At 56.6% G+C, this 23,920-nt stretch carries 18 protein-coding genes and 2 pseudogenes; 14 read left to right on the plus strand and 6 right to left on the minus strand.

What is annotated here, in order from left to right; all coding sequences use genetic code 11:
- Nucleotides 1-610: 610 nt before the first annotated feature.
- The 11 genes from AC3CB8_RS09320 to ehuD (AC3CB8_RS09370) all read left to right on the plus strand — a co-directional run bounded on the left by AC3CB8_RS09320 (nt 611) and on the right by ehuD (AC3CB8_RS09370) (nt 10,666).
- A protein-coding gene (locus tag AC3CB8_RS09320) for an IS3 family transposase (protein WP_488377283.1) occupies nt 611-1,746 on the plus strand; the annotation gives its coding sequence in 2 pieces (ribosomal slippage) (nt 611-878 and nt 878-1,746; 1,137 coding nt in all).
- Nucleotides 1,747-2,387: 641 nt separating this feature from the next.
- Nucleotides 2,388-3,242, plus strand: coding sequence for a transporter substrate-binding domain-containing protein (locus AC3CB8_RS09325; protein ID WP_352727189.1), 855 nt, complete (start codon nt 2,388-2,390; stop codon nt 3,240-3,242).
- A gap of 41 nt (nt 3,243-3,283) precedes the next feature.
- The gene (locus AC3CB8_RS09330; protein WP_352727187.1) at nt 3,284-3,928 is read left to right on the plus strand and encodes an amino acid ABC transporter permease; all 645 of its coding nucleotides are present in this window, start codon (nt 3,284-3,286) and stop codon (nt 3,926-3,928) included.
- Nucleotides 3,925-4,584, plus strand: a complete 660-nt coding sequence (ehuD, locus tag AC3CB8_RS09335; protein WP_352727185.1) for an ectoine/hydroxyectoine ABC transporter permease subunit EhuD — start codon at nt 3,925-3,927, stop codon at nt 4,582-4,584. Before AC3CB8_RS09330 ends, ehuD (AC3CB8_RS09335) begins: the two co-directional genes overlap by 4 nt.
- Entirely contained in the window at nt 4,581-5,405 is an 825-nt protein-coding gene (ehuA, locus tag AC3CB8_RS09340; protein ID WP_352727183.1) for an ectoine/hydroxyectoine ABC transporter ATP-binding protein EhuA, read from the plus strand. Before ehuD (AC3CB8_RS09335) ends, ehuA (AC3CB8_RS09340) begins: the two co-directional genes overlap by 4 nt.
- 31 nt (nt 5,406-5,436) lie before the next feature.
- A complete protein-coding gene (locus AC3CB8_RS09345; RefSeq protein WP_352727181.1) occupies nt 5,437-6,603 on the plus strand; it encodes a M24 family metallopeptidase in 1,167 nt (388 codons plus the stop codon).
- Nucleotides 6,604-6,640: 37 nt separating this feature from the next.
- A complete protein-coding gene (locus AC3CB8_RS09350) occupies nt 6,641-7,402 on the plus strand; it encodes a maleate cis-trans isomerase family protein (protein ID WP_352727179.1) in 762 nt (253 codons plus the stop codon).
- 114 nt (nt 7,403-7,516) lie between these two features.
- Nucleotides 7,517-8,380 (plus strand): ectoine/hydroxyectoine ABC transporter substrate-binding protein EhuB, encoded by an 864-nt coding sequence (gene ehuB, locus AC3CB8_RS09355; protein WP_352727177.1) that lies wholly within the window; start codon nt 7,517-7,519, stop codon nt 8,378-8,380.
- 173 nt (nt 8,381-8,553) lie between these two features.
- A complete protein-coding gene (gene ehuA, locus AC3CB8_RS09360; protein WP_435053114.1) occupies nt 8,554-9,327 on the plus strand; it encodes an ectoine/hydroxyectoine ABC transporter ATP-binding protein EhuA in 774 nt (257 codons plus the stop codon).
- On the plus strand, nt 9,324-9,980 hold the full coding sequence (gene ehuC, locus AC3CB8_RS09365; RefSeq protein WP_352727173.1) for an ectoine/hydroxyectoine ABC transporter permease subunit EhuC: 657 nt from the start codon (nt 9,324-9,326) through the stop codon (nt 9,978-9,980). Before ehuA (AC3CB8_RS09360) ends, ehuC begins: the two co-directional genes overlap by 4 nt.
- Before the next feature lie 2 nt (nt 9,981-9,982).
- Nucleotides 9,983-10,666, plus strand: coding sequence for an ectoine/hydroxyectoine ABC transporter permease subunit EhuD (gene ehuD, locus AC3CB8_RS09370; RefSeq protein ID WP_352727171.1), 684 nt, complete (start codon nt 9,983-9,985; stop codon nt 10,664-10,666).
- 337 nt (nt 10,667-11,003) lie between these two features.
- Here the strand turns inward: ehuD (AC3CB8_RS09370) and AC3CB8_RS09375 are convergent, their stop codons facing one another.
- Nucleotides 11,004-11,978: a D-alanine--D-alanine ligase family protein gene (locus AC3CB8_RS09375; protein ID WP_352727169.1), complete on the minus strand. Its 975-nt coding sequence runs from the start codon at nt 11,976-11,978 to the stop codon at nt 11,004-11,006.
- Nucleotides 11,979-12,986: 1,008 nt separating this feature from the next.
- On the opposite strand from AC3CB8_RS09375, the gene AC3CB8_RS09380 reads away from it, so the two are divergent.
- Nucleotides 12,987-14,216: an ATP-grasp domain-containing protein gene (locus AC3CB8_RS09380; RefSeq protein WP_352727167.1), complete on the plus strand. Its 1,230-nt coding sequence runs from the start codon at nt 12,987-12,989 to the stop codon at nt 14,214-14,216.
- Between the two features lie 252 nt (nt 14,217-14,468).
- Here the strand turns inward: AC3CB8_RS09380 and AC3CB8_RS09385 are convergent.
- Nucleotides 14,469-15,680 (minus strand): annotated as a pseudogene (locus AC3CB8_RS09385) (IS256 family transposase).
- A 94-nt stretch (nt 15,681-15,774) separates the two neighbouring features.
- On the opposite strand from AC3CB8_RS09385, the pseudogene AC3CB8_RS09390 reads away from it, so the two are divergent.
- Nucleotides 15,775-16,958: pseudogene (locus AC3CB8_RS09390) on the plus strand (IS110 family RNA-guided transposase).
- Between the two features lie 675 nt (nt 16,959-17,633).
- Here AC3CB8_RS09390 and alr read toward each other — a convergent pair.
- The 4 genes from alr to AC3CB8_RS09410 all read right to left on the minus strand — a co-directional run bounded on the left by alr (nt 17,634) and on the right by AC3CB8_RS09410 (nt 22,275).
- The gene (gene alr, locus AC3CB8_RS09395; RefSeq protein ID WP_352727165.1) at nt 17,634-18,755 is read right to left on the minus strand and encodes an alanine racemase; all 1,122 of its coding nucleotides are present in this window, start codon (nt 18,753-18,755) and stop codon (nt 17,634-17,636) included.
- 817 nt (nt 18,756-19,572) lie between these two features.
- On the minus strand, nt 19,573-20,946 hold the full coding sequence (locus AC3CB8_RS09400; RefSeq protein ID WP_352633030.1) for an IS30 family transposase: 1,374 nt from the start codon (nt 20,944-20,946) through the stop codon (nt 19,573-19,575).
- A gap of 561 nt (nt 20,947-21,507) precedes the next feature.
- Nucleotides 21,508-21,891 (minus strand): hypothetical protein, encoded by a 384-nt coding sequence (locus tag AC3CB8_RS09405; RefSeq protein ID WP_352727354.1) that lies wholly within the window; start codon nt 21,889-21,891, stop codon nt 21,508-21,510.
- Nucleotides 21,892-21,906: 15 nt separating this feature from the next.
- A complete protein-coding gene (locus AC3CB8_RS09410) occupies nt 21,907-22,275 on the minus strand; it encodes a hypothetical protein (RefSeq protein WP_352727352.1) in 369 nt (122 codons plus the stop codon).
- 64 nt (nt 22,276-22,339) lie between these two features.
- Here AC3CB8_RS09410 and AC3CB8_RS09415 point away from each other — a divergent pair, with 64 nt between their 5' ends.
- A complete protein-coding gene (locus tag AC3CB8_RS09415) occupies nt 22,340-23,920 on the plus strand; it encodes an ABC transporter substrate-binding protein (protein ID WP_352727350.1) in 1,581 nt (526 codons plus the stop codon).

Consider the following 23,920-nt stretch of genomic DNA (forward strand, 5'->3'; position numbering starts at 1 on the left):
TCTACGTTGGTAGGTATCGTCATGAGGTGCCGATTTTTATCGTTGGCCATGACAGAGTTAATCGATGGCTACAACATGGGAAAGCAGCGGACACCCTCGCGGGTGTGCTCATTTTGTGTCTAAACCACGCGGCATGACGTTGAACTAGTTTATGAGCAGAAGCGGACTCGCTGAGCGCTGACTATCAGGCAGCCGCAGGAAAAAGCTGCAACACAAATAGCGTGCAGGATCACCATGGACCGAGACAATTCATACCGAAGCCTTTTGAATATACCTAGCCTATTCTCCTTGGTTCTTGCTGTGACCCTGTTCCGTTCGGCCGAACGCATGTTTTCCTCACATTGGTGCTGTTGGCACTGGCGCGGTTTTCGGCGCCAGCTCTGGCGGGCTGGCTTACATTTGCAACAGTTATTCCCGGCGATCGTCAGCCCACTCACGGGTGTATTGTTTGATCGTGTTGGGCCGACGATGGCATTAAGGATTGACATGATTGCCAACACGCCAACAGGACCGCCTTCGTTGCGCAGAGGTGGCCTGAAGAATCCGGACAGGGCGTTAAGTGGACAGTCTACCTGAATGCGGCGAGGATCGCCGGGAATCAGGAGACGAGATGATGAAGCGAACACGACGGAACCACACACCGGCCTTCAAGGCGAAGGTGGCGTTGTCGGCGATCAAGGGCGAGGAGACGGTAGTCGAGCTGGCGCAGCAGTTTGACGTGCATGCCAATCAGATTACGAACTGGAAGGCGCAGCTGTTGGAGGGTGCGAGCGGGGTATTCGGCTCGGGGCGGTCGGAGGCGTCATCGTCGCCGGCGGTGGATCTGAAGACGCTGCATGCGAAGATTGGCGAGTTGACGCTGGAGAAAGATTTTTTAGAAAACGCGCTCGGCAAGGGCGGCCTGCCGAGCGCAAAGCGATGATCGACCGCACGCACGCCCTGCCGCTGACGAGCCAGGCGAAGCTTTTAGGGCTCAGCCGGAGCAGCCTGTATTACCGGCCGTATCCGGTGTCGCCGGAGGATCTGGCTACGATGCGCCGGATCGACGCGCTGCATCTGGAGCATCCGTTTGCGGGCAGCCGGATGCTGCGCGATCTGCTTCGCGGCGAGGACATAGAGATCGGGCGCGAGGCTATCCGCACGATGATGAAGCGGATGGGCATCGAGGCGATCTACCGCCGGCCGAACACGTCGAAACCGGCGGTGGGCCACAGGATTTACCCATATCTGCTACGCACGCTCGCGGTGGAGCGGCCGAACCATGTGTGGGCGATGGACATCACCTACATCCCCATGGCGCGCGGCTTCATCTACCTGGCAGCGGTGGTCGACTGGTACACGCGCCGGGTCCTTTCGTGGCGCCTGTCGATCACGATAGACACGACGTTTTGCCTCGAGGCGGTCGAGGAGGCGCTCGCGCGATACGGCAAGCCCGAGATCTTCAACACGGACCAGGGCAGCCAGTTCACCAGCGACGCCTTCACCGGCCTGCTGGCGACGCACGAGATCACGATCAGCATGGATGGCAAAGGCGCCTGGCGCGACAATGTCTTCGTCGAGCGGCTGTGCCGCTCGGTCAAATATGAAGAGGTGTATCTCAAGGCCTATGACAGCGTCGGCGCCGCGCGCGCTTCGCTCGGCGCATATTTGACCTTTTACAACGCAACGCGTCCTCATTGTGCGCATGGGGGACGGACGCCTGACGATGCCTATTTCGGGGCTACCCCGCTGGCATCGGCAGCATGAATTTTTTGCCGCCGTCCTGGCATCGGCACTCCGTTTCGGCTACGCCTTCCCTGCGTGCCGACGCCAGGACGGCATTCTACGAGGAGCGGTGGACAGCCCACTTATAAAACGCCATTTCCTGTGCGGACAAAGTCGACCACCTCACACCACAGCTTACCGTTTTTGCAAGCGCGGGTGCTCGTACATGCGCAACGGTTGCCTTCAGCCACGTGCGCAAGCGATGCAGGACGGGGCGCTGGTCAACATCGGGAACACTAGTTCTGGGTCGGATGGCTTCTTCAACCAGGCAGAGCTACTACCGACCAGCGGCGGCGGCGTTGCACCGAGGTAACGAATTCGACCCGACTTGATGAATTGGACAGGTCGTACCCATAGACGACGCGGCGTACGCCTATCCGCTATGCAACTGCCGGTAAAACAGGGTGCGGTCCGATCGTCGAGCACGCGCCTCCGGATCTGGTCCGCCTTCAGAACCAGAGATCGACTCGGAAGCGCGCCGCAGACAATTTTTCTGCCTGAGCGGTCGTAACGCAAAAAACACTCTGTCCTCGAGCCAAAATCCGAATAAGAATGGGTTTCTCAATGTTCATAATCCCGTTCGCACCAGCGTAGAACCAACGCGAAGCCAATGGGGAGCAGACATGCAAAAGACATCCAAGCTGTTTATAAGCGCGTTCGCATCCTGTGTAGGGCTCGGCGTCATTCCTCCTGCGAAAGCTGACGGCTTCGCCGACAAGGCTAGGAGCGATGGACTTAGCTTAGCAATAATCGTGGACAAGCCTTATTACTTTTATGATGACGCCGGCAAGGTGACGGGCAGCTCGGTCGAAACACTCGCCAAGGCGCTCAAGGGCATGGGCGTGAAGAAGCTCAACCCTACCGTTACAGAGTGGTCTTCAATTGTGCCCGGTGTGAAATCTGGTCGGTTCGACGTCGGCGCAGGCATGAACATCACCCCTGAGCGATGCAAGGAAGTCGCATTTACCGCGCCTGTTGATGTTGCTATCGCGGCGCTTGTCGTGAAAAAGGGCAATCCGGACAGAATCAAGGACTGGGAGTCCTTCAAGGACGACAAACTGAAGGCGGCCACCTACGCCGGTGGCGCCGAATACAATTTCATGCTCAAGGCAGGAGTGCCGGCCGATCATATCGTGGCCTTGCCGGACCAAAACTCGATGGTTCAGGCTGTCCTGAACGGCCAGGTCCAGGCCTTCAACGAAACCGCCGATGCAGCTGAACACATTGCCGAACAGGTCCCTGGTCTTGAGGTCCTAAAAGACTTCCATCCTCCGAAATGGTCGTATGTCTTCGGAGGGTTTCCCTTTGCCAAGCAAAACGCTGCATTTGTGTCGGAATTGAACGTGCAGATTAAGAAGATGGTGAATTCCGGCGAAGCTCAAAAGATTCAGGAGAAATTTGGATCCAAAACGGCAGCCGAAACGCAGGAGCTGCTGAAGTCCGCCCCCGAAGACGCTTGCGCCGTAAAGCCTGAATAAGTTCAGACTGCCACAGGATATACGTAGAGAGATGACGCCAGATGAGTGTGCCAAAAGAATTGTTCTGGGCAACGCTCTCAACAGTTGAGCTATCACTGATCTGCATTGTGTTGTCGTCTGGGCTCTCGCTGCTAGCCGGTCTGGCGCTCATCTCGCCGAACCGCTTTGTTCGCAACCCGGTTCGGCTGTACGTCGAAATAGTTAGGGGTACATCGCTGGTTGTGCAGCTTTTCTGGCTGTATTTCGTGCTGCCTGAATTCGGCATGGTGTTGACTTCATTCACCGTGGGTGTCGTCGGCCTATCAATCAATGGCGCCGCCTACGGTGCCGACATCATTCGAGGTGCGTTTGAGGCCGTCCCCAAGGGGCAAAGCGAAGCGGCCTACGCGCTTTCGATGCCCCGGCGCATGACGATATTCACAGTGCTCGCGCCCCAAGCGTTGCTGCGACTGATCCCACCCTGGTCGAACGCGATGATAGATATTTTGAAAGGAACTTCTATATTCTCGATGATCGGTATCTATGAATTAACGTTCGTAAGCACCCAACTGAATGCCATGCTCTTCGATCCGTTCAGGATATTCCTGTTCGTCGCGGCGATTTACTTTGTCCTATCCCAGATTATATCGCGCGCGATGTTTGCACTTGAGCGATCCACTCGCACGCGACTTGGATTAGCACCATGAGCGAATTCTTTTCATTTAGCTACGCGCTCGAGATTTTGCCACGCCTCCTTGCTGCTGCTCACCTCACAGTTGAACTGACGCTGGTGAGCTTCTCTATTGCTCTTGCAATTGCTCTTCCATTGGCCCTTGCGCGTCTAAGCTCATCAAGGGCGCTGTCGACCGCTAGTGGAGGCTTTATTGAGTTCATCCGCGGTACCCCAATGCTGATCCAATTGTTCTTGGTATTCTTTGGATTACCTAAGCTTGGATTGCCCCTGCCGCCGATCACCGCCGGCGTGTTGACGCTTAGCGTTCACTACGGTTGCTACCTTGCCGAGGTGTATCGGGCCGGTTTGCAAGCGGTCCACCCGACCCAGCGCGAGGCCGCCTGGGCTGTGAGTATGTCGCCCTTCGAAACGTTAAGTATCGTGATCATTCCGCAGGCTATCCCACCTATGATCCCTGCACTCGGAACCTATCTGATCGGGCTGTTTAAGGACGCTGCCTTGCTCTCGAGCATTTCGGTCTTTGAGTTGCTCACTACCGCAAAGCTGATTGGAACCGAAAGCTTTCGTTACACCGAACCGATGACCTTGGCAGGCATCCTGTTTCTGCTCATGTCTCTTGCTGCCGCCGCGATGACTCGGCTGCTGGAGCGCTACTGGATAATAAGATGAATGCTATCGCCGACTTTTCCGCTGCAGACAAGCAGCCTGCGTCGCCGGAAACTCCAGCCTGCGAGTTTGTCCATGTGGTTAAGCGGTTTGGTGCTGTCACCGTGTTGCGCGACATCAGCATCGTCGTTCCCCATGGAGAAAAGCTAGCGCTCATCGGTCCGTCCGGATCTGGCAAATCCACACTGCTGCGTACCTTAATGACGCTGGAGCCAATCGACGGAGGCGAAATCAAAGTCAGTGGGGAAACGCTTAGCCACGGCTCTTGGTCCCATGAACGACAGCGCTCGGATAATGCAGCTGCACGCGCTAAGCGGCGCCGGATAGGGATGGTGTTTCAGCAATTTAACTTATTCCCACACATGACTGCTGTGGAAAACGTAGCTGTTGCACCACGCAAGGTCTTGGGGCTGTCGCATCGTGACGCATCGGAAAGGGCACACCGCTATGTAGAAATGGTTGGGCTTGGCGGGAAGGCAGCCGAACTGCCAGCTCGCTTGTCGGGCGGCCAGCAGCAGCGTGTTGCCATTGCACGATCTCTCGCAATGGAGCCGGAAATCATGCTGTTCGACGAGGTCACCTCTGCTCTAGATCCCGAGCTCGTAGGCGAGGTTTTGGGCGTGCTCCGCAAGCTTGCGGAGGAAAGCACCCTCACCATGTTGCTCGTGACTCATCAAATGGAGTTTGCACGTAGCTTCGCGGATCGCGTTGCGTTCCTTTGGCAAGGACAGCTTCACGAGGTAGGTGAAGCCAAGGCAATATTTGACGAGCCACGCGAGGAGCGCACAAGACAGTTTTTGCGGGCGGTACTCGAAGCACGCTGACAACCGAGAGTTCAAAAAAAGGAGACGTTTTATGGCGCTCGAAAGAGGACAACAGCCCTTCACGCGGAGGGAATACGAAGCCAGGTGGGCAGCCTTGAAGGCTACTATGTCCGAGCGTGGTGTTCAGACCATCCTGTCTACGGATGGCAAATCTATGACTTACTTGAGCGGATATATTGGCAGCTCCGGCTATCTCCCCCAGATGGTGATCCTTGACCTTAACTGGAACGAACCGAAGCTGGTACTGCGCAAACAGGACGTGCCGCTTGGCATCTACACGACGCAACTCTCCCGTGACGGTATCATAGGATATCCCGAGACCTTGGTCGGGAACCCGGAAAAGGATGGGCATGACTTCGCCCTGGATTTGCTGGAAGATTTAGGCCCACGTGGGGGGCTGGTTGGCCTCGAAGAGAGCGAGCTCAGCCGAGCGGCCCACCGCAAATACGAAAACCGACTTTGTGCTGCCTCGATTGCAGATTTTTCAGGTGTCATAGTCCGTCAGCGCCTCATCAAATCAGAGGCCGAAGTCGCACTGATGCGGGATGCGGCGCGTATAGCCGACGCTGGTGTCTTGGCTGCCGTCTCCGCGACCAGACCGGGCCGTCGAGAGTGCGAAATCGGCGGCGATGTTGTCCACGCGCTTGCGTCCGGCCTGACGGATATCGATACCATAACCGTTAGTGTTCCCAACATATCCTCAGGCCCTCGTATCGGAACGGCGCATTATAACTGGTATCTGGGGACGGTCGAGCAGGGCATGCAGGTCAACTTCGAGATGGTCGGCTTACGCCATCATTATAGCGCGTCGATCATGCGCACGATCAGCTTGGGGCAGCCATCGGACAAGCTACGCCGGTTGCATGATGGCGTGCTGGATGGCTTGGAGGCAGGTTTGGCAACGGTCCGACCAGGAGTTACCTGCGCCGACGTCGCCAATGCATATCAGCGCGCACTCAATCGCCACGGGTTTTCGAAAGACAGCCGATGCGGTTATTCGATCGGGATGGGGTTGGAACCCTCCGCCAGCCTGCAGCCCAGCGACATGACCGTCCTCAAGCCGAACATGACCTTCCATATGATGCTCGGCACATGGGTCGAGGAGGATTTCGGCGTCACGTTGAGCGAGTCGTTCCGGGTCACAGACACCGGCATCGAGGTTTTCGGAAAAAGCGAGCGAAAACTGTTTGTTGTGTAGCACTGAGCGGAATAGCAAACACACTAGGGAGACGACCATGGACCAGGTTACATCTACAATTCAATTCCAAGCGCTAACAAAGCCGTTGCCTGCAGTCGCCCGTATAGGAGTTATCTACCTAAGTACTGATGAGATTGGTGAAGATGCGTTCAACAGCATGATACCGGAGGGCGAGGTCTCCGTCTTTGCAACAAGGACTGCACACGATCATAGCAGTGACGGTAAGTTTAAATTACCAACTACCTTTACTGCAGTTACTGACACTCTACCTCCATCCGGCCGCATTGACGTGCTCGCATTCAGCTGCACCAGTGCAACCGTTACTTTAGGAATCGAAAACCTGCTGTCAGAGCTGAGGCAAGCTAGACCTGGGATCAAGTATACCTCTCCGGCAATTGCGAGCATTGCGGCACTGAAGCAATTCGGCGCAAAGCGGGTCGCCCTCCTCACACCTTATAACATGGTTTTTCATCGAAAATTCATTCCATTCTTGCGCGAAAACGAGTTCGACGTCGTAGCCGACGGTACGTTTAATTGTCGTAGCGATGACGAGATGTGCGAGCTCACCCCTGAAGCTATCTTCAATGCAGCCAAGGTGCTCGTCGAAAATTCTGCACCGGATGCGATCTTCGTTTCGTGCACCTCCACGCCGATCGTGCCGCTTATAGATCGTTTTGAGAGGGAACTCGGAGTTCCGATTGTATCTAGCACGCAGGCGATGGCATGGGACGCTCTTCGATTGGCCGGCTATCACAAGCCGATCGAAGGATACGGACAACTGCTCGCTGCCACACGCTGAGGCCCTCGAAATTGAGGACGTGTCCGGCGGGAGTCGCCGCCAGACCATACCGACCGGCTTAACAACCAATGCCTGTTCGCATGAGCGCCGGCATTAAAAAAGAAAGGGAACAGAATGTTCGATTCATCCACAAAAGTGAATGGGGTTAGTCCTCGCAAACTTTTTGTTTTCGCAGCTCTTGCCTTGTCGATTGCTGCAGAAGCCCTGCCTGCGAGCGCAGGATCGCTGGCGGATGCGAAAACATCTGGAGTTATCATTGGCATCGCCAATGACCCGCCGCTTATGCGAATGGACGAAAACGGCTCCCCTGCTGGATTAGGCCCAGAGCTTGATAAAGCAATTCTAAATGAAATCGGAATTTCCCAAGTCACGGGCCAAGTAATGGAGTATGGGGCATTAATACCGGCCCTCCAGTCCAAGCGCGTGAACATCTCTTCTGGAGGAGCTCTTTTCATCAAGCCCGAGCGCTGTGAAGCAGTCGCTTTTTCAGACCCTATCTCCTGTGACGGAGCAGGTTTCATCATTCCCGTTAGCTTGGTCGGCAAGGTCAAAACTTTCAAAGACGTCGCGGATCAGTCTCTCAGGATCGGAGTCTGCGGAGGGTGCGTAGAACAACAGTATGCAATCAAGGCCGGCGTTTCCGAGGACAAGATTGTTGTCTACCCTGAGAGCGTGAGCGGCCTGAAGCTCCTGATTGACAAACGTATCGACGTTTTTGCGACCTCTGCAAGTGTGGCGTCAGATCTGCAGCGAAACGGAGATTCGTCGACTAAGTTTGTCCAGGCCGAAGATGTGCCATTGGGTTGCGGGGGTGCGGCATTCAACAAAGAGGATGTCGAACTTCGCGATGCCTACAACGAAGGTCTCAAAAAGATTCGAGCCAATGGAAAATACATGGAAATCCTGAACAAATATGGCAAAGAAGGTGTCGCTTTCGGCGTTGACAAAGCGTCGGTGGAGAAGCTTTGCGCGAAATAATACGATCGTGATGGTCGCTTGGGACGTGCTCCACCGGAGCGCGTCTCAAGGATCACAAAAAGCGGCTCCGACACCTGGACGAACGATGAGAAATCCGACGTACAAATGCGAGCTCGGCTTGAATCTTTTTCTGGAATTTGCATAGCTCAGGAGGACAGATCGTGTCCGCACCGATGGTTCAATTTAAGGCTGTCCGTAAATCATATGGTGCCTACCCTGTCCTCGCGGATTTGAGTTTCGAGGTCTCACCCGGCGAAAAACTTGCGCTGATTGGCCCGTCCGGTTCCGGCAAGACGACAATCCTTCGGATACTAATGACCCTGGAAGAGATCCAGGCTGGAGCCATCTTGGTTGGCGGAATGCCATTGTGGAATTCGGAAATTGCCAGTTTCGGTGCGCGTCGACGTGAAGCTCATCTTCATGCTGCGCGAAGGAGTATCGGGATGGTATTCCAACAGTTCAACCTTTTTCCGCATATGTCGGTACTTCGCAATGTTGCTCTTGCGCCGATTCTGACTCAAGGAGTCTCCCCAGCCGCAGCCAGAGATTTGGCTATGCAACTCCTTGAAAAAGTGGGGATGGCCGGCAAAGCTAATTCCTTGCCTGCTGAATTGTCTGGTGGTCAGAAACAGCGGGCTGCAATTGCGAGAGCGCTAGCATTAAAGCCGGAAGTTATGCTCTTCGACGAGGTCACGTCGGCTTTAGACCCGGAGCTCGTTGAAGAAGTACTTAATGTTATGCGTACTTTGGCGACCGAGACTGATATGACAATGCTTCTTGTTACCCATGAAATGAGCTTCGCGCGCGATTTTGCCGATCGGGTACTATTCTTAGACGGGGGTAGGATTGTAGAAGAGGGTCCGCCCCGGCGAATCTTTCGGAACCCACAAGAGGAGCGAACTAAAGCGTTCCTGCGTAAGATTGTTGCCGCAGGGCTGAGCCTATGATCCTAACATCGACGCAGCTTCTCCCTTATATCTTGTCGGGCGTTCTCTTGACCATCGAATTAACTTTGCTGGGGAACTTGCTGTCAGTTATTGTCAGCTTCATAGTCGGCTTCGCGCGTCTGTCGGATAGCCGTTGGGCCCGCGGCGTCGCACGCACATTTACGGAATTTTTTCGCGGTTCCTCAGGTTACGTCCAGCTATATTGGGCTTACTTTGTTCTTCCGCTTGCAGGACTTAGGTTTTCTCCCTTCATAGTGGCAGTCCTTGTGTTGGGTCTCAACTCGGGCGCCTATGCGTCGGAGATCGTTAGGGGCGCAATGCTAGCTTTGCCTCGCGAGCAATTTGAGGGTTGCGTTGCCCTCAATTTGAGCCGTTGGCAGCGCCTTCGATATGTCCTGCTCCCTCAAGCATTGCCGCTGATGATCCCCCCTTTCTCGAACAGCTTTATCGAGCTTCTTAAAGGTACCTCGGTGGTCTCATTGATATCCCTCGCCGAGTTGACCTTCCGCGCCCAAACTGTCCGCGGCCAGACGAACGAGACGTTCGTGCCATTCATCACAATCCTGATCGTGTATTTAGTTCTTGCGATTGCAATATCAGCTCTGATGCGTCGTTTCGAGCGCATCTTCAAAGTTCCGTTGAAAGGGGTCTGACGATGGACTGGAGTTGGTCATTTGCTTTGCAAATACTGCCTCAGCTAACGGAAGGCGTGAAACTCACGATCCTGATTAGTCTTATCGGTTCTGCGCTCGCTATGGTCTTAGGGCTTGCCGTCGCCGTGGCGAAGATGTGGGCGGGCGGTGTCGTCGCTGCCGTGTTGTCTTATGTAGTGGCATTCATTCGTGGAACACCGCTTCTCGTTCAACTGTACTTTGTTTTTTACATCCTCCCCGACGCTGGGTTACTGCTTAGCCCCTTGGCCGCAGGCATCATTACCCTGGCAATTCACTATGCCAGCTATACTTCCGAGATTTTTCGTGCTGGTATTGAAAGTGTGGAGCGTGGCCAATGGGAGGCGGCAAGGGCCCTGAACTTTACGAAATATCAAACATGGCGAAATGTGGTCATTCCGCAAGCTGTACCCCCTATGGTTCCGGCCCTTGGCAACTATGTGGTCGCCATGTTTAAGGAAACTCCGCTCCTTTCAACCATTACAGTTGTCGAGCTCATGAACCAAGCTCGCACCGTTGCCAATATTCATTATCGGTATCTTGAGCCGATGACCATGGTCGGCCTGTTTTTCCTCGCGGTGAGCATTCCTTCTGCTTTTGCTTTGCAGTTGCTTGAACCGCGCTATGGGCTAGGCCGTCGACGTGGCGGATATAGGCAAGTATTTTGAAACGTATGCACGGGCCGATCGAATAATGCAGAGGGCCACCACCTGACGGCATTCTACGAGGAGCGGTGGACAGCCCACTTATAAAACGCCATTTCCTGTGCGGACAAAGTCGACCACCTCAATCGACGCAAAAAGAAGCCAGGCGCCATGGCATCGATCCCCAATTCAGGTTCACACCATGGAATCACAAACCCACTGATTTGGTGAGGTTGTTCGAACCGTCCAACTTCCTCGTTACAATCAAAGTGGCGTCGGTCCGCATCTCGATGAAAAGTTATGTGCCGCCTGGTTCGGCAACTGGCGAACGCTGCTGTGCTGGACCTGCCCTGACCTGGTCTCATTCTAGCTGCCCCGGAATTTGCGCAGCAGTGCTCAGTGTGAGAAGTTCTTCGAACGAGAACCCGGATTGGAAGGAGAGTGCCGCATTGCTGCCAGGATACAGTCCTGGGATGGTGTTAGCCTCAAGATAGACGGGGGCGCCGTCGTTATAGATAAAGTCGAAGCGCACAAGACCTTTGCAGTACAATTGCCTATAAAGCCTGAGGGCATCATCGCGGATACGTTCTGCCGCCAGACCACAGAGTATCCTCGGCGTGGCACGCTCATCTCCCAACTTCCGCTTCAGCCGATCATCGTAGAAGCGCCAGCCGTCTGGAAGGTCGAATAGTACCGCATCGCCTATGACAAGCTCTAGGCCTACTTGGAAAATGCCTATGGTACCGAATGGCCCATCGATGAATTCTTCAAGGCGCCATCTGGAGCGGTCAGTAGGTTCGATTCGGGCAATTGCCTCCAGAGCTGCAGCCTGGCCATCCAGCATTTTGATTCCAAGACTGTTCCCCTCGTCAATTGGTTTGAGGACCAGTACCCGCGACTGCCGGAGTTCGCGCGGCCAAGACGAGGGATCTGCCACGGCTGTTACCAAGCAGCCGTGTGGGACCGGATAGCCCAAACCGCGAAGCAATGAGACAAAGATTTCTTTGTTCATTCCAATCGCGGAGGGAAGGGTTGATGGCCCGGAATAGGGAACGCGTAGGATGTCAAGGAACCCCTGTATCGTACCGTCTTCGCCTCCTGCGCCATAGACAACATTTAGTACGAAGTCGCATTGGCGGACGGCGCGAAGGAGATAGTCTACATCGTTCGAGTCTACAACGTCAACTGAACGGCACAGTTTTTGAAGGTACGGCAACAGTGCATCTTTAGTCGTGAGAGAGCTGTCGCGCTCAGTTGATGAGCCCCCAGCAAGAAGAAGTAGGCGCGTCCTAGATAGAACTTCCTGTGCGGCCGAAATCAGTGTGGCGTTATGCATATCGTGTTCCTCCTTGAATGCGATCTTGTATTGAGTTACATCTGCACAGCATAGTCTGCTTACAATTATAAGTGCCAAATGAACATCCAGACCATGAGCCGGCGTCGGCCGTCAATGGATTAGGGCTGGCAAAGGTCTGAAAGAGCGCTTCTCTGCTTAAGATGACGTGCTGCCTTTGATATATTGCTTTCCTTCCTTCGTCCAATCGGTCGCGGTTACTTCATGAATGCCGGTCGGCAGCTCCCGCCGCCTCAAATAGTAGCCGCAAAAGTCGTGCCAACCGCGCAGAAGAGACGCAGAGAGAAAATTTCTGAACGTTGTTCGATGATTTAGTAAGAGCAACGTAGGAACCGGGCCCAACACCATCGTGTCGCTGACTCAACACACCCGCCGGTTGTCGGTTGTCGAGCGTCTCCCAGGCGTTGCACGTCTTGAGCGGAGCAATCACCCGGTGCACGGCAGCCGTGTGGCGCCTATGTCTTGATCGACGTGGCAGGCACTATCTACCCCGCCGGACTATGTCGGGTAGCTAGATGTTTGCCCACGATTCCAAGCGGTTATGCATAGCATGTAGAGATAGTTTGTAGCCCTTCCGGCAATCCAGGGTGGAAAGCCAGCAAACAATGAAGGTGTTTCATCAATGATGGTTCGGCGTTGTCGCTGCCGCCTCCCGTCTCAACATCGACAAGAGTATCCGTCATTCCGCGATCGTATGAGGTGGCGAGCTGATGACGCTTACCCTGCATCGATATAGCGTTCCGAAGAAGCGCCGATCGATAGAATCGAGCGTGCCTCCGCAAGCCAAGATCAGGCTCAACGGCACCATGCTCTGCAATGCCGCATCGTCACCGAGGATCCCGAGCAGGATTCAACCGTAGCAACAAATCCTTCAAGTAAATTCACAGGATCTTTGCGACCGCAAATCGCTGACAATGGTACGTACACCAAAAGGTCTGAGGGATTTACGCTGAGACCGCCGCACAATACGCAACGTCGGGGACACAGCCAATGGCAAGAAGAGTGCTCATCCTGGTTGAAGGCAACACATACGGTACTGGTCTGCTATACGTCCAAGCGGCCCAACGTCTTGGTCTTCATCCAATCACCCTGTCGGCTGATCCAGCTCAGTATGACTATCTTGCGGCGGAAGGCATTGAGGCAATCCGTGTCGACACAGGCAATCTCGATGCGCTGATCCGCGAATGTTCCCGGCTCCGTGCGACCGACGACATTGCTGGGATTACGTGCGCCAGAGAGGCGTTTTATGCGACAGTTGGCAAACTCTGCCGGCAGTTCGATCTTCCGGGACCGGACCCGGCATCCATCGAACGGTGCTGCGACAAATTCGTACAACGTCAGCTCCTCGCTGGGGCCGGCGTTCCAGTACCAGCTTATCGCGTGGCAGCGAATGCGATGGAGGTAGAAATCTCTGCCGCGGAGATCGGTCTGCCGGTGGTTCTTAAGCCAGCCGTAGGCAACGGCAGCTACGGCGTCCGATTGTGCCGCAACGTCGTCGAGTTAGCCGAACATACGACCTATCTGTTGGGTGGGAAGCACATATGGCGGTCTTCGCCGAGGATGCTGGTCGAAGAATTCGCACAGGGCCCCTACTATTGCGCTCATTTAATGGGAAAAGAGGTCATTGGCATTGAGGCCGGTGACTTCGGCCCCCCACCGCATTTCGTCTTTCGCGAGACGACCTTCCCGGCCCTGCTGACTGATGACGAGTATAAACGTATCGCCGATGTTTCGCTGAGCTGTTTGCAAGCTCTCAACCTTGGCTGGGGGCCAATGAACACTGAACTGCGGTGGACGAAGCGCGGCCCAGTCGTCATTGAAGTCAATCCGCGTCTTACTGGCGGTCCTCAGCCAGTTCAGCTGGCTTACGGCGTCGATCTCATTACCGAGCACATCAAGCTTGTCATCGGCGACGAATGGAATTTGCGCAGAAGGCACTCATACGTGGCGGCCTGGCGGTCCCTACTTCCTGATTGCGATGGCACCCTCGATTGGATCGATGGCGACGGTCGGGCGGCTGCTGTGCAAGGTGTCGCCGAGGTCAAATTGTATGTTAAACCCAACACGCCGATTGTCAGGAAAGGCGATTACCGAGACTCTTTGGGATCTGTCATCGCCGCTTCGCCCAGCCGTGCTCGGACCGAGGCGATACTTCAGCGTGCCGTCGACTTAATCGATTGGTCGATTACACCATTTCCGAGCCTTGGGGAAAAGGAATAGTCTGCGGCACTTACCTCCCGCACCGGCATGGCTGTACAGGCGGGCGAGTTGGTGTTGGCAACGCCGGGCTTCGACAGCGCTGGTACGCGTACGATGAAGGCCGCATGATTGGCACGCGCGCGTGCGCGCAGGCTCTAGGATGGCGTTGCGTGAAGGTCAGGCGACCTGTTGATCGGCGGGCTTTTCGGCTTCGTGCAGGCGCTTCCATTGCCATTTGGAAGAGCTATGCTGCAATTTGGGTGACGAGGCTGATCAAGCGGCGCTCTGCGGCTTCAGTTCAATTACCTCGATTCCATCCTGGAACGTTGCACCTGCGATGAGTTTAGGCAACTGATTTTGTCCTCTCAGTCGTCGCCACGTCCTGGCCGCGGCCATGACCAGCTTGAAGACCAAAGCCTGGCGGTTTTCGAGGAGAGCGAGCCCTTGGTGCGCACTGATCCCAATGTTCGGCGGGGAAATCGTAGAACGCCAGCAAGGCATTCTGATCTTTGGTCAGGCAGTCGACCGCCTTGCCGTATTTCGCATCATATTTCTCGAGAAAGACGGCAATCGCCGTCTCGGCTGAGGCTCGGTTCGGGGCGGAAAAGATTTCGCGCAAGTCCGTCTTCATGGCGGCCTGCACCGATTTCGGCACCTTGTTGAGCACGTTGGCTGTCTTGTGTACCCAGCATCGCTGGTGCTTGGTGCCGGGAAGGAGCTCATCGAGCGCATTCAGAAGCCAAGCGCGCCGTCGCCGACGGCAAGATCGGGCGCGATCTGCAGGCCACGACGCTTGACGTCGACCAGCAGCTCGCGCCAGCTCTGTGCGCTCTCACGAATGCCGGTCTGAAAGCCGAGCAGCTCTTTCTTGCCCTCGGGCGTGGCGCCGATCAGGACCAGCATGCATTCGGCATGATCTTCCATCCGGGCCTGCAGGTAGACCCCGTCCGCCCACACATACACATAGCGGCGCGCCGAAAGATCGCGCTTTTGCCAACCATCGTATTCGATGCCCCACTCCGCCGTCAGTCGCGTGATCACCGAGGGTGAGAGGTTCGGCGCCTCCTTGACCAACAGAGCTGCCAGAGCTTCCTGAAAGTCGCCCGTCGAAATGCCGCGCAGATAGAGAACGGGAAGAAGCGCATCCAGACTTCGTGTCCGACGCGCCCATTTCGGCAGGATCGATGAGGAAAAACGGATGCGCTCCGCTTCACCGTTCGCGCCGCGATCCCGGACCTTCACCCGGCTGACGGGCACCGCCCCGATCCCCGTCTGGATGCTCCGCTCCGGCCCGTGACCGTGCCGGACCAGCCGGTCACGTCCGTCCGGAAGCTTGAGATCCCGCATCTCGGCAAGAAACGCTTCGGCCTCCATCTCGATCGCCTGCGCCAGCAATTTGCGCGCGCCGGTGCGAAGCACATCCGTCAGGGGATCATCGATTTCGTCGGGCTGACGAAGGCGAACAATGTTGATAGTCTCGTTCATGGCGTATCGCTCTCCTTGAGAGATCCCATGGGGTGGATGGCGGCCCGCTCTCTGACAGAGTGGAGTCGTTGAACCAACCACCCTGGAGACGACCATGCCTGTTGTAGCTGACCGACCCGAAGCACCGACCGCCATCCGCACCGATCTTGGTGCAATCTTCATTTCGATGGAATTGAGCCGATCGAGTTGGTTGATAACATCGCTGTCGCCGGGCAATGGAGAGAAGATGTCGAAGCACGCGGTGCAGGGCGGCAATGTCGCCGGACTGCTGGCGCGCTTTTCGCAGCTCACGGAGAAAGCGCAGGCGCGGACGGGGCGGACATTTCCGATCATCATCATCCAGGAGGCCGGTCTCGACGGATTCTGGATCGTCGCATTCTGAAGAATGAAGGCGTCGAAAGCCATGTCGTCGACCCGGCATCGATCGCGACGTCGCGGCGACGCCGGCGGGCGAAGACAGACAAGCTCGACGGCGAGACATTGGCCCGCACGCTGCTCGCCTACAAGCGCGGCGAGCCGCGGGTGTGCGCCTTGGTCAAGGCGCCAAGCCCCGAAGAGGAGGATCGCCGCCGCGTCACGCGCGAGCGCAAGGTGCTGACCACCGAGCGAATCCAGCATGTCAATCGCATCAAGGGATTGTTGTTCGCCCAGGGCATCACCGGATACGAGCCGCTGCGCCGCGATCGACGGGAGCGGCTCAAGGAACTGCGAACCGGCGACGGCCGAGCGCTGCCGGAGCATCTCAAAGCCCAGGTAAGCCGCGAACTCGATCGGCTCGAACTGCTTCTCGAGCAGATCAAGGCGGTGGAGGCGGAGCGGGACGTGCTGCTGAATGAGGAACAAGACGTGGCGACGCCCGCCTCGGTGGAGATGTTGCTGAACCTGAAAGGCATCGGGCCGGAGTTCGCCGCCCTACTCTGGTCGGAAGGCTTGTTCCGGCACTTCGACAATCGCAGGCAAGTGGCGTCCTACGCCGGCCTCGCGCCGACTCCTTGGCAGAGCGGCTCGATCAACCGCGAACAAGGCGTGTCGAAGGCCGGCAATCCGCGATTGCGAACGACGATGATCCAGCTTGCCTGGCTGTGGCTGCGCCACCAGCCACACTCGGCACTCGCCCGCTGGTTCCACGAGCGCGTCGAGCGCAACGGTGGCCGCCAGCGCAAGACGACGATCGTGGCGCTTGCCCGCAAATTGCTGGTCGCGCTGTGGAAATATGTGAGCACCGGCGTCGTGATCGAAGGCGCCATTCTGAGCAACGTCGGAGGGAAAGCCGCCTGACGATACCCCCATTGAACCAATCCTGTAATCGGTCAGGACCCGATCAGTCCTGACCGATCCAGGTGGACGAACCTACCAGAACCATGGCTTGAAATGCCGTTCGAGAGAATGGTCTCGTCTTCCTGAGCCCCTGCCGCCGCAAGCGGGATGTTGGTGCAGCCGCCAAGAGCGGCGACCGGATCTGAGGTTGACCGAGCTCGGAAACAAGCCGCGTCATGCGATTAGGGGCTTGGACCCTGGAGACAAAAGCAAAGGTTGGAACCCTGATGTCACCCTGATGCATTCACTTGACCTAATCCTCCCCATGTGAGGTTCTGGCAGCGCTTCATCACCCGCCTCGATACGCCGCCCTTCTCAAACCGTCATCACCCAGTTTCAGCCATAGCTCGTGCAGGCATGTATACGGCCTTTGAAGTGCGGCGCGTTTTCATGCCGCTGGCCCTGATGAAGTCCGCTGATCGGATCCCAGACAGGTCAACGCGCTTTTTCGAGCGGCACCCACTGAGCGGGTTTGTCCGATCCCGGCTCGACCGTCCGTCATCACACCATTAGCACCTCACCAATCTCTGCATCCTCTACGGCCGCGTCACGCGGTGGCCGAAGCTTCAAAGCGTTTGCCGGTGATCATCAGAGCCCACACGATCCGCGCCATCTTGTTCGCGAGTGCAGGTCAGGTCACCGAGAGTTCTGAATCTCGACATACGATCGAACGGATCTTGAGCCAAGCGTCGCCAAGACCTCGCTAGGTATGGATCCTATTGCTTTGGCAAGTTCATCAACCGATTGCGACTGGCCACAGACCTCGACCAAATCGCCGAGCGACGGCTGTAGATCGGCTGCCGAGCTAAGATCAATGATCGAGGTGTCCATGGAAACTCGGCCGATGACGGGAGTTCCCCGCCCTTTATAATAAACCAGAAGTCGATCTCGATTGCCAGCAATACTTGGGTGCCGGGGATATCCATCTGCATAGCCCAAAGAAATTACCCCGATCAAGCTGTCCCTTTCGAGTCGGTAAGCTGCTCCATAGCCAACGTACTCTCCACACCGATGTATCTTCACTTGGAGGAGCCGTGCATTTACAGAAACAACTTGTCGAAACGGGTTATTGCGGCTTGTGAATGGGTTGCCGCCGTAGAGACCTATACCCGGACGAACCAGATCAAAATGGGCACTAGGGCCGAGGAAGCACCCCGCCGAGCCGGCGAGGGAGGCTCGCCGAAGTGCTCCGAACTCTTTTCGGACCTCCCAGAAGGTCTCAATCTGCCCCCTATTACGAGGATTTGAAGGATCGTCGGCGCAGGCCAAGTGGCTCATGACTAGATCGAAATAATGCGTGCGACCTTCGATCAGACGTTTCAGATCACCTAGTTCCTCGACGCGGAAGCCGAGTCGATTGATCCCAGTGTCGATATGCAGGGCGGCTCCGCCGGTCCAGGCCTCACGTTCGCAGAACTCGATCCAAAACCGAACTTGAAGCTCCGAAGTGAGCACCGGCTTAAGGTTGAGCGTCTTATAAGCGGGCTCGGAGCCGGGAAGGAGTCCATTTAGGACATATACCTCAGAGACAGCGTTGTGCTGGCGGAGCTGAGCCCCTTCCTGGAGATGCGCCACGAAAAAAACTGCGCAACCGTCAGAGGTCAACCGGCGAGTGACTGCACTGAGGCCTGTTCCGTAGGCATCCGCCTTGACTACACCCGCAACACTGGCGTTAGGGCAAAGAGCCCGGAACTCGCTGAAGTTCCGGGCGAGATTGTCGAGGTTAATCGTTATGTCGAGCGAATGGCCGTGGAGCATTGGTCTTCTGCACTGATTGCAGCATTTTCGGAAGGCGAGAATGAAAGATACGATGGGACGATGGCAGTCCATCCACGGATGGCGCCCGTCTCCATCCCTGCGAACCTCTTCTCGATTCCGTCGACTGCTGAATGGCGAGGATGCAGGTTGGCGGGCTTCTGCTGTAGGCGGGTGACTTTACTGCTAAGGTAATACATATGCTTAAAAGAAAACCACCGTTGTGGATTGGGAATGGCCGTATATGATGAGATCATATATGTTAACGACGAGACGGACGCATCGTAATCCGTGAAGCTTCCTCTGAATATTAATGAAATTTCAGGAGGAATCTTCCTTTACCGTTTACTAACAGATTTAGAAATACCAACTTTTGATGTTCGTGGCGAGCTACCAGATCTGGTGACTTGACGCCGGTTACACTAGTGCGGCTTGGAACGGTCGAGCGGCTCATTAAGTTGCGTTATCTCCATAGGACAGGCCACATTGCGACCGACCAGTCATCACATATCATCGCGCCACTGCTCTACGCCTATGAAGGGGTGCCCTCGATCCTGTAGCGGGGCCAGATCGCCGCGGTGCTGGAAACCGCGAGGACGGACAAGACGTCGGCGGGGCTGTGGGACCATGCGATCTTGCAAATCCTTGCAACCAGAACCGTGTTATCTGGATCGGGCGGAAGTGACGGCGATCCTTGCCCAGCCAGACCACTCGATCCTCGAAGACCTGCGCGATCACGCGTTGCTCTCGTTCCTCTACAATAGTGGGGCACGAATACAAGGCGGATTCAAGCGATCGTCGCAACACCGATTGTGTTCACTCATGGCAACAACTCGTCAAGCGCTTCTGCCGGCGTTTTCCAACCCAGGGTCTTTCTCGGCCGTGCATTGAGGGCCGCTGCCACGGCGGCGATCTCGTCGGCGCTGTGAATGCTCAGGTCGGTGCCTTTCGGGAAGTACTGACGCAGCAGCCCATTGGTGTTCTCGTTGGTGCCGCGCTGCCATGGGCTTTGCGGATCGCAGAAGTAGACCCGCACACCCGCATCGATCGTGAGACGATCGTGCTGGGCCATTTCGGCTCCCTGATCCCAGGTCAGCGAACGGCGTAGCTCTTCGGGCAAGGTGATGATGGTGCGCGTAATCGCGTCACGCACGGCCTCAGCTCCATGTCCCGCGAGCGCAGGTCCGTTCTTCGTGCGCGGAGCTTCGCCATGCCCCACGAGCCGGGGAAGATGCAGTAGCATCGTGAAGCGCGTCGTGCGCTCGACCAACGTGCCGATCGCCGAGCTGCCAAGACCGAGGATGAGGTCTCCCTCCCAATGTCCCGGCACCGCTCGATCGGCCGCTTCGGCGGGACGCTGACTGATCATGATCTCCGGTGAGACAAAGCCCTTGCCTCGCCTACGTACGCGCGCCCTGGGGACCCGTAATACACGTCCTGTTCGCAAGCAGGCCGTCAGCTCGCGGCGCAGCACTCCACGGCCTTGAACGAAGAGGGCCTGATAGATGGCTTCGTGGCTGATGCGCATCGTCTTGTCGTCCGGGAAGTCGATCGGCAAGCGTCGGGCAATCTGCTCCGGGCTCCAGGCCCTGGCCCATCGCCGATCCTTTCGCGGGCCATGCCGGCGGCCCTTCCACGTAACGGTGGGACCATGAACGAGAGCGCCGCTCGGGGCCACGACAACGCCAGCAAGTCTCTCCTCCACATAAGTGCGCAAGGTTGCGTTGAACGCAAGCTTGGTCGGCTTGGGCCGACGGGCCGATCGATCCGCATGCCACTGAGCAGTCGTCGCCCGATACTCCAACCCGCCGCTGCGGGTGGCCGCGTTGCGCCGCAGTTCACGGGAAATTGTCGAGGCGGACCGACCGAGCCGGCGCCCAATCTCCTGCATGGAATGGCCCTGTACCCTGAGAAGTGCGATCTCTTCGCGCTCCACCAATGACAGGTACCGCCCAGAGAGCGGCTTCGCCGAGGATCTGAACATCGCTGGTGGCATACCGCCCGCCTTTCGGAACCATCTGGTTCCTACAGGCTGCGACACTCCGGCTTCGAGCGCAGCATCTTCGCTGCCCAGCCCCGCGGCGATCGCCCGCCAGAATCTAATCTGTTCATCGCGCCCCGCCACAGGCGGCCGTCCTGGTGAAGGCAATGGCGCTCGTCCAGACCGTGCCGATCGCCGCTTTCGAATGCTCATCGCAACCTCCAACTTCAGAGTGTTGCGACGACCGCTTGAATCCGCCCAGGAAGCGCTCGATGTGTGTCCCGAGGCCATCCGGTTCGATAGCCCGGGTTGCGTGCGGCTCCTTGGCAAGGGCCGTAAGGAGCGCATCTGCCCACTCTGGCCAGAAACCGCGCTGCTGCTGAAAAGGCTGTTGGAACGGCAGCCGCGAGCGCCAAACGAGCAGATGTTCGTTAGCCGCTACGGCGAGCCGCTCGGTGCCTCGGGCGTCCGGTTCAAGCTTGTGGCTTATGTTAAAGCGGCAGCCGAAACCGTGCCATCGCTGCGAGCCAAGCCAAGCATGCGACGCCACACAGCTTCAGTCACGCCACCGCGCGGATCACCATACCGGCCAGCGGCTCTGACAAGTGCCGCACTCAAATGCCTGACAGAAGACCGCACTCGATCACACGTTCAGAAAGTCAGAAACTCCTTGCGCGACGCCGGCAACCACAGAAAGCGCCACGACAGACCAGAGGCGAAGAAGCCTTCGCCTTGGCCCTGCTGTCGCCGATAGCAACGGCTGGGGCGTATCGGCTAGGTGACCGAGCGCTGCGCCGCGATCCGGTCGTCGCATAGCGGGATGTGAATGCCGGTCCTGGTCACCGCCGGATCATAGCACTTGCGGGCGAAAACCTCTCTCACCAACGGTGCGAAAAACTCCAGCGGGCGGGTCGCTTTGTCCGGGTCGAAGCTGGCCTGGTCCCATTTCTCGCAGAATTTGGCCCAGTCGTCGAAATACAGACTATCCCGGTAGACCTCCCGCTTGTCCGGATTGGCCCCGACATGTTCGACGTAGTAGAGTAGCTGGAAATCACCGTGCTTCGCCGGAACTGGTACGCCACAAGACCCGAGGTCGACCTGGGGATGCGCCTGGCAAATCCAACGATGCGGTTTCGAAGGCCTGATGGACCTGAGCATCGGCGACATCGACCGCTATATGGACCTGCGTGCGTTGAAGCTGACGCGCTGCTCACTGAAATCTGTTGCGGAGCGGCTTCGCTTGTTGTGCGCCGCAGACGATTTTTCTGCCTGAGCAGTTTTAACGCAGAAAAAGATCTGGCCTCGGGCCGAAATCCGAATAAGAGCGGGTTTTGCAATGTTCATAATCCCTTTCGCACCGGCGTAGAACCTGTGCCAAGCCAAGGGGAACAGATATGCAAAAAAATCCAAGCTGCTGATCAGCGCGCTCGCCTCTGCATCAGCATGAAGCTCAGGAATCCTTTGAATTTCATGCGCCGTCGTCGGCACTTTGATGCCGTTGCGCGATTCTAAGCAACACATGGCGGTCCCAAATGACGCCATCTAAATCGTCTGATGCAGCTGACGTCCAGCGCTAGTCGCATCAACCGAAAGGGAGGAATAAATCATGAACGCTATCGAAGGCAATGTGAGCCGCCGGGCCCTTCTTAAGACCGGAGTCGCGCTCGGAGGAGGAATATTGGCTGCCGGCATGCCATTGTCGCAGGCGATCTGGGCTGCCGAGGGCAAGGTGCTCAAGGCGCGTTCCACAGCTAATATGACGACGTTTGACCCCGGCTTTACCAATCTAAACCCCGAAGCGGACGTGATGGGCTGCATCTATTCGAAGCTCGCGCACTACAAGCCAGGTTCCGAATGGGGGTGGGAACTGGAGGCGGCAGAAAAGATAGAACAGGTGGACCCCACCCATATCCGCTTCCACCTGAAGAAAGGCATCAAGTTCACCGGCGGCTATGGCGAGCTGACAGCTAAGGACGTCAAGTTCTCGTTTGAGCGCGTGTTCAAGCACAATTCGCCGGTAAAGCTCAATTGGGGTTCATTCGATCATGTTGAGATCGAAGACGATTACACCGGTGTGATCGTATTGAAGACGCCATTCGTGGCGATCTGGATGATCTCGCTCCCCTTTACCGGCTATATCGTTTCCGAAGAGGCGGTCATGAAGGCGACCAAGGACGGCGGTAACTTCGGCATGAAGCCGCCCGCTTTCTCCGGCCCGTATGTGCTCGCCGACTGGAAGTCCAATCAATATACACTTCTGACGCGCAATCCGGACTGGACGGGACCGAAGCCCGGCTTTGACGAAATTCGCATCCTGCCAATCATCGATGACAAGGCAGCAGAACGGGCCTATCAGGCCGGCGACATCGATTTCAGCCAAATCGCTGCGGATTCGCTGGCAACCTTCAAGAACAGTCCACCCTCCGACTCCAAGATAGAGGTGTGTCCCTCGCTTGATAGCCGATGGATCGGTATGAACATGGATCACCCCAAGCTGAAGGACGTCAATGTCAGAAAGGCGATCCAATGGGCGATCAATGTGCCGCAGATTCTGGATGCTGCCTTTGCGGGTAATGCAGCCGTCTCAACGGGGCTGATCGCTCCGGGTGTTGTTGGATATCGCGACAAGGCGCTTGTGCCGCCGGAAGGCGATGTTGAGACGGCAAAGAAGTTCCTGGAAAAAGCCGGTGTGAGCGATCTGAATTTGACCATCGATTGCGTGAACGATAGCGTTAATACGACTATAGCCCAGACAGTTCAGGCGCAATTGTCGCAGATCGGCATTTCCTTAGAGATCAATTCCCAAGATTCCGCCACGTTCTGGACCATCGGCATGGAATCGGAAGGCGAGCGCTGGAAAGAGGTGCAACTCATCTCAAATTCTCTCGCCGCGTTACCAGATCCGGCCTTTTCGATGTCCTGGTACGTGCGAGCTCAGATCGGGATCTGGAACTGGGAACGGTTCAGCAGCGAACGTTATGATCAGTTGGCCGCAGAGGCGGCCGCGATGGACGACCCGACTGGGCGGGCGAAAGTATACCAGGACATGCAGGATCTAATGGAGGAGTCGGGCTGCTACCGGTTCACGAGCCGTGAGATAACACCAATCGTGTATCGTACAACAAAAATGCAGGCCGCCACCCGCCCGGACGGTTACCCACTGTACGTCGACTTCAAGGCCGTTTAG

This window comes from Mesorhizobium sp. P160927, assembly GCF_057766385.1.

What these genes read in the sequence shown, in the direction of transcription:
- AC3CB8_RS09325 (WP_352727189.1), top strand. Translation starts at nt 2,388, where the DNA reads ATGCAAAAGACATCCAAGCTGTTTATAAGCGCGTTCGCATCCTGTGTA.
- AC3CB8_RS09330 (WP_352727187.1), top strand. Translation starts at nt 3,284, where the DNA reads ATGAGTGTGCCAAAAGAATTGTTCTGGGCAACGCTCTCAACAGTTGAG.
- ehuD (WP_352727185.1), top strand. Translation starts at nt 3,925, where the DNA reads ATGAGCGAATTCTTTTCATTTAGCTACGCGCTCGAGATTTTGCCACGC.
- ehuA (WP_352727183.1), top strand. Translation starts at nt 4,581, where the DNA reads ATGAATGCTATCGCCGACTTTTCCGCTGCAGACAAGCAGCCTGCGTCG.
- AC3CB8_RS09345 (WP_352727181.1), top strand. Translation starts at nt 5,437, where the DNA reads ATGGCGCTCGAAAGAGGACAACAGCCCTTCACGCGGAGGGAATACGAA.
- AC3CB8_RS09350 (WP_352727179.1), top strand. Translation starts at nt 6,641, where the DNA reads ATGGACCAGGTTACATCTACAATTCAATTCCAAGCGCTAACAAAGCCG.
- ehuB (WP_352727177.1), top strand. Translation starts at nt 7,517, where the DNA reads ATGTTCGATTCATCCACAAAAGTGAATGGGGTTAGTCCTCGCAAACTT.
- ehuA (WP_435053114.1), top strand. Translation starts at nt 8,554, where the DNA reads ATGGTTCAATTTAAGGCTGTCCGTAAATCATATGGTGCCTACCCTGTC.
- ehuC (WP_352727173.1), top strand. Translation starts at nt 9,324, where the DNA reads ATGATCCTAACATCGACGCAGCTTCTCCCTTATATCTTGTCGGGCGTT.
- ehuD (WP_352727171.1), top strand. Translation starts at nt 9,983, where the DNA reads ATGGACTGGAGTTGGTCATTTGCTTTGCAAATACTGCCTCAGCTAACG.
- AC3CB8_RS09375 (WP_352727169.1), bottom strand. Translation starts at nt 11,978, where the DNA reads ATGCATAACGCCACACTGATTTCGGCCGCACAGGAAGTTCTATCTAGG.
- AC3CB8_RS09380 (WP_352727167.1), top strand. Translation starts at nt 12,987, where the DNA reads ATGGCAAGAAGAGTGCTCATCCTGGTTGAAGGCAACACATACGGTACT.
- alr (WP_352727165.1), bottom strand. Translation starts at nt 18,755, where the DNA reads ATGCTCCACGGCCATTCGCTCGACATAACGATTAACCTCGACAATCTC.
- AC3CB8_RS09400 (WP_352633030.1), bottom strand. Translation starts at nt 20,946, where the DNA reads ATGAGCATTCGAAAGCGGCGATCGGCACGGTCTGGACGAGCGCCATTG.
- AC3CB8_RS09405 (WP_352727354.1), bottom strand. Translation starts at nt 21,891, where the DNA reads ATGCTCAGGTCCATCAGGCCTTCGAAACCGCATCGTTGGATTTGCCAG.
- AC3CB8_RS09410 (WP_352727352.1), bottom strand. Translation starts at nt 22,275, where the DNA reads ATGGCGTCATTTGGGACCGCCATGTGTTGCTTAGAATCGCGCAACGGC.
- AC3CB8_RS09415 (WP_352727350.1), top strand. Translation starts at nt 22,340, where the DNA reads ATGAACGCTATCGAAGGCAATGTGAGCCGCCGGGCCCTTCTTAAGACC.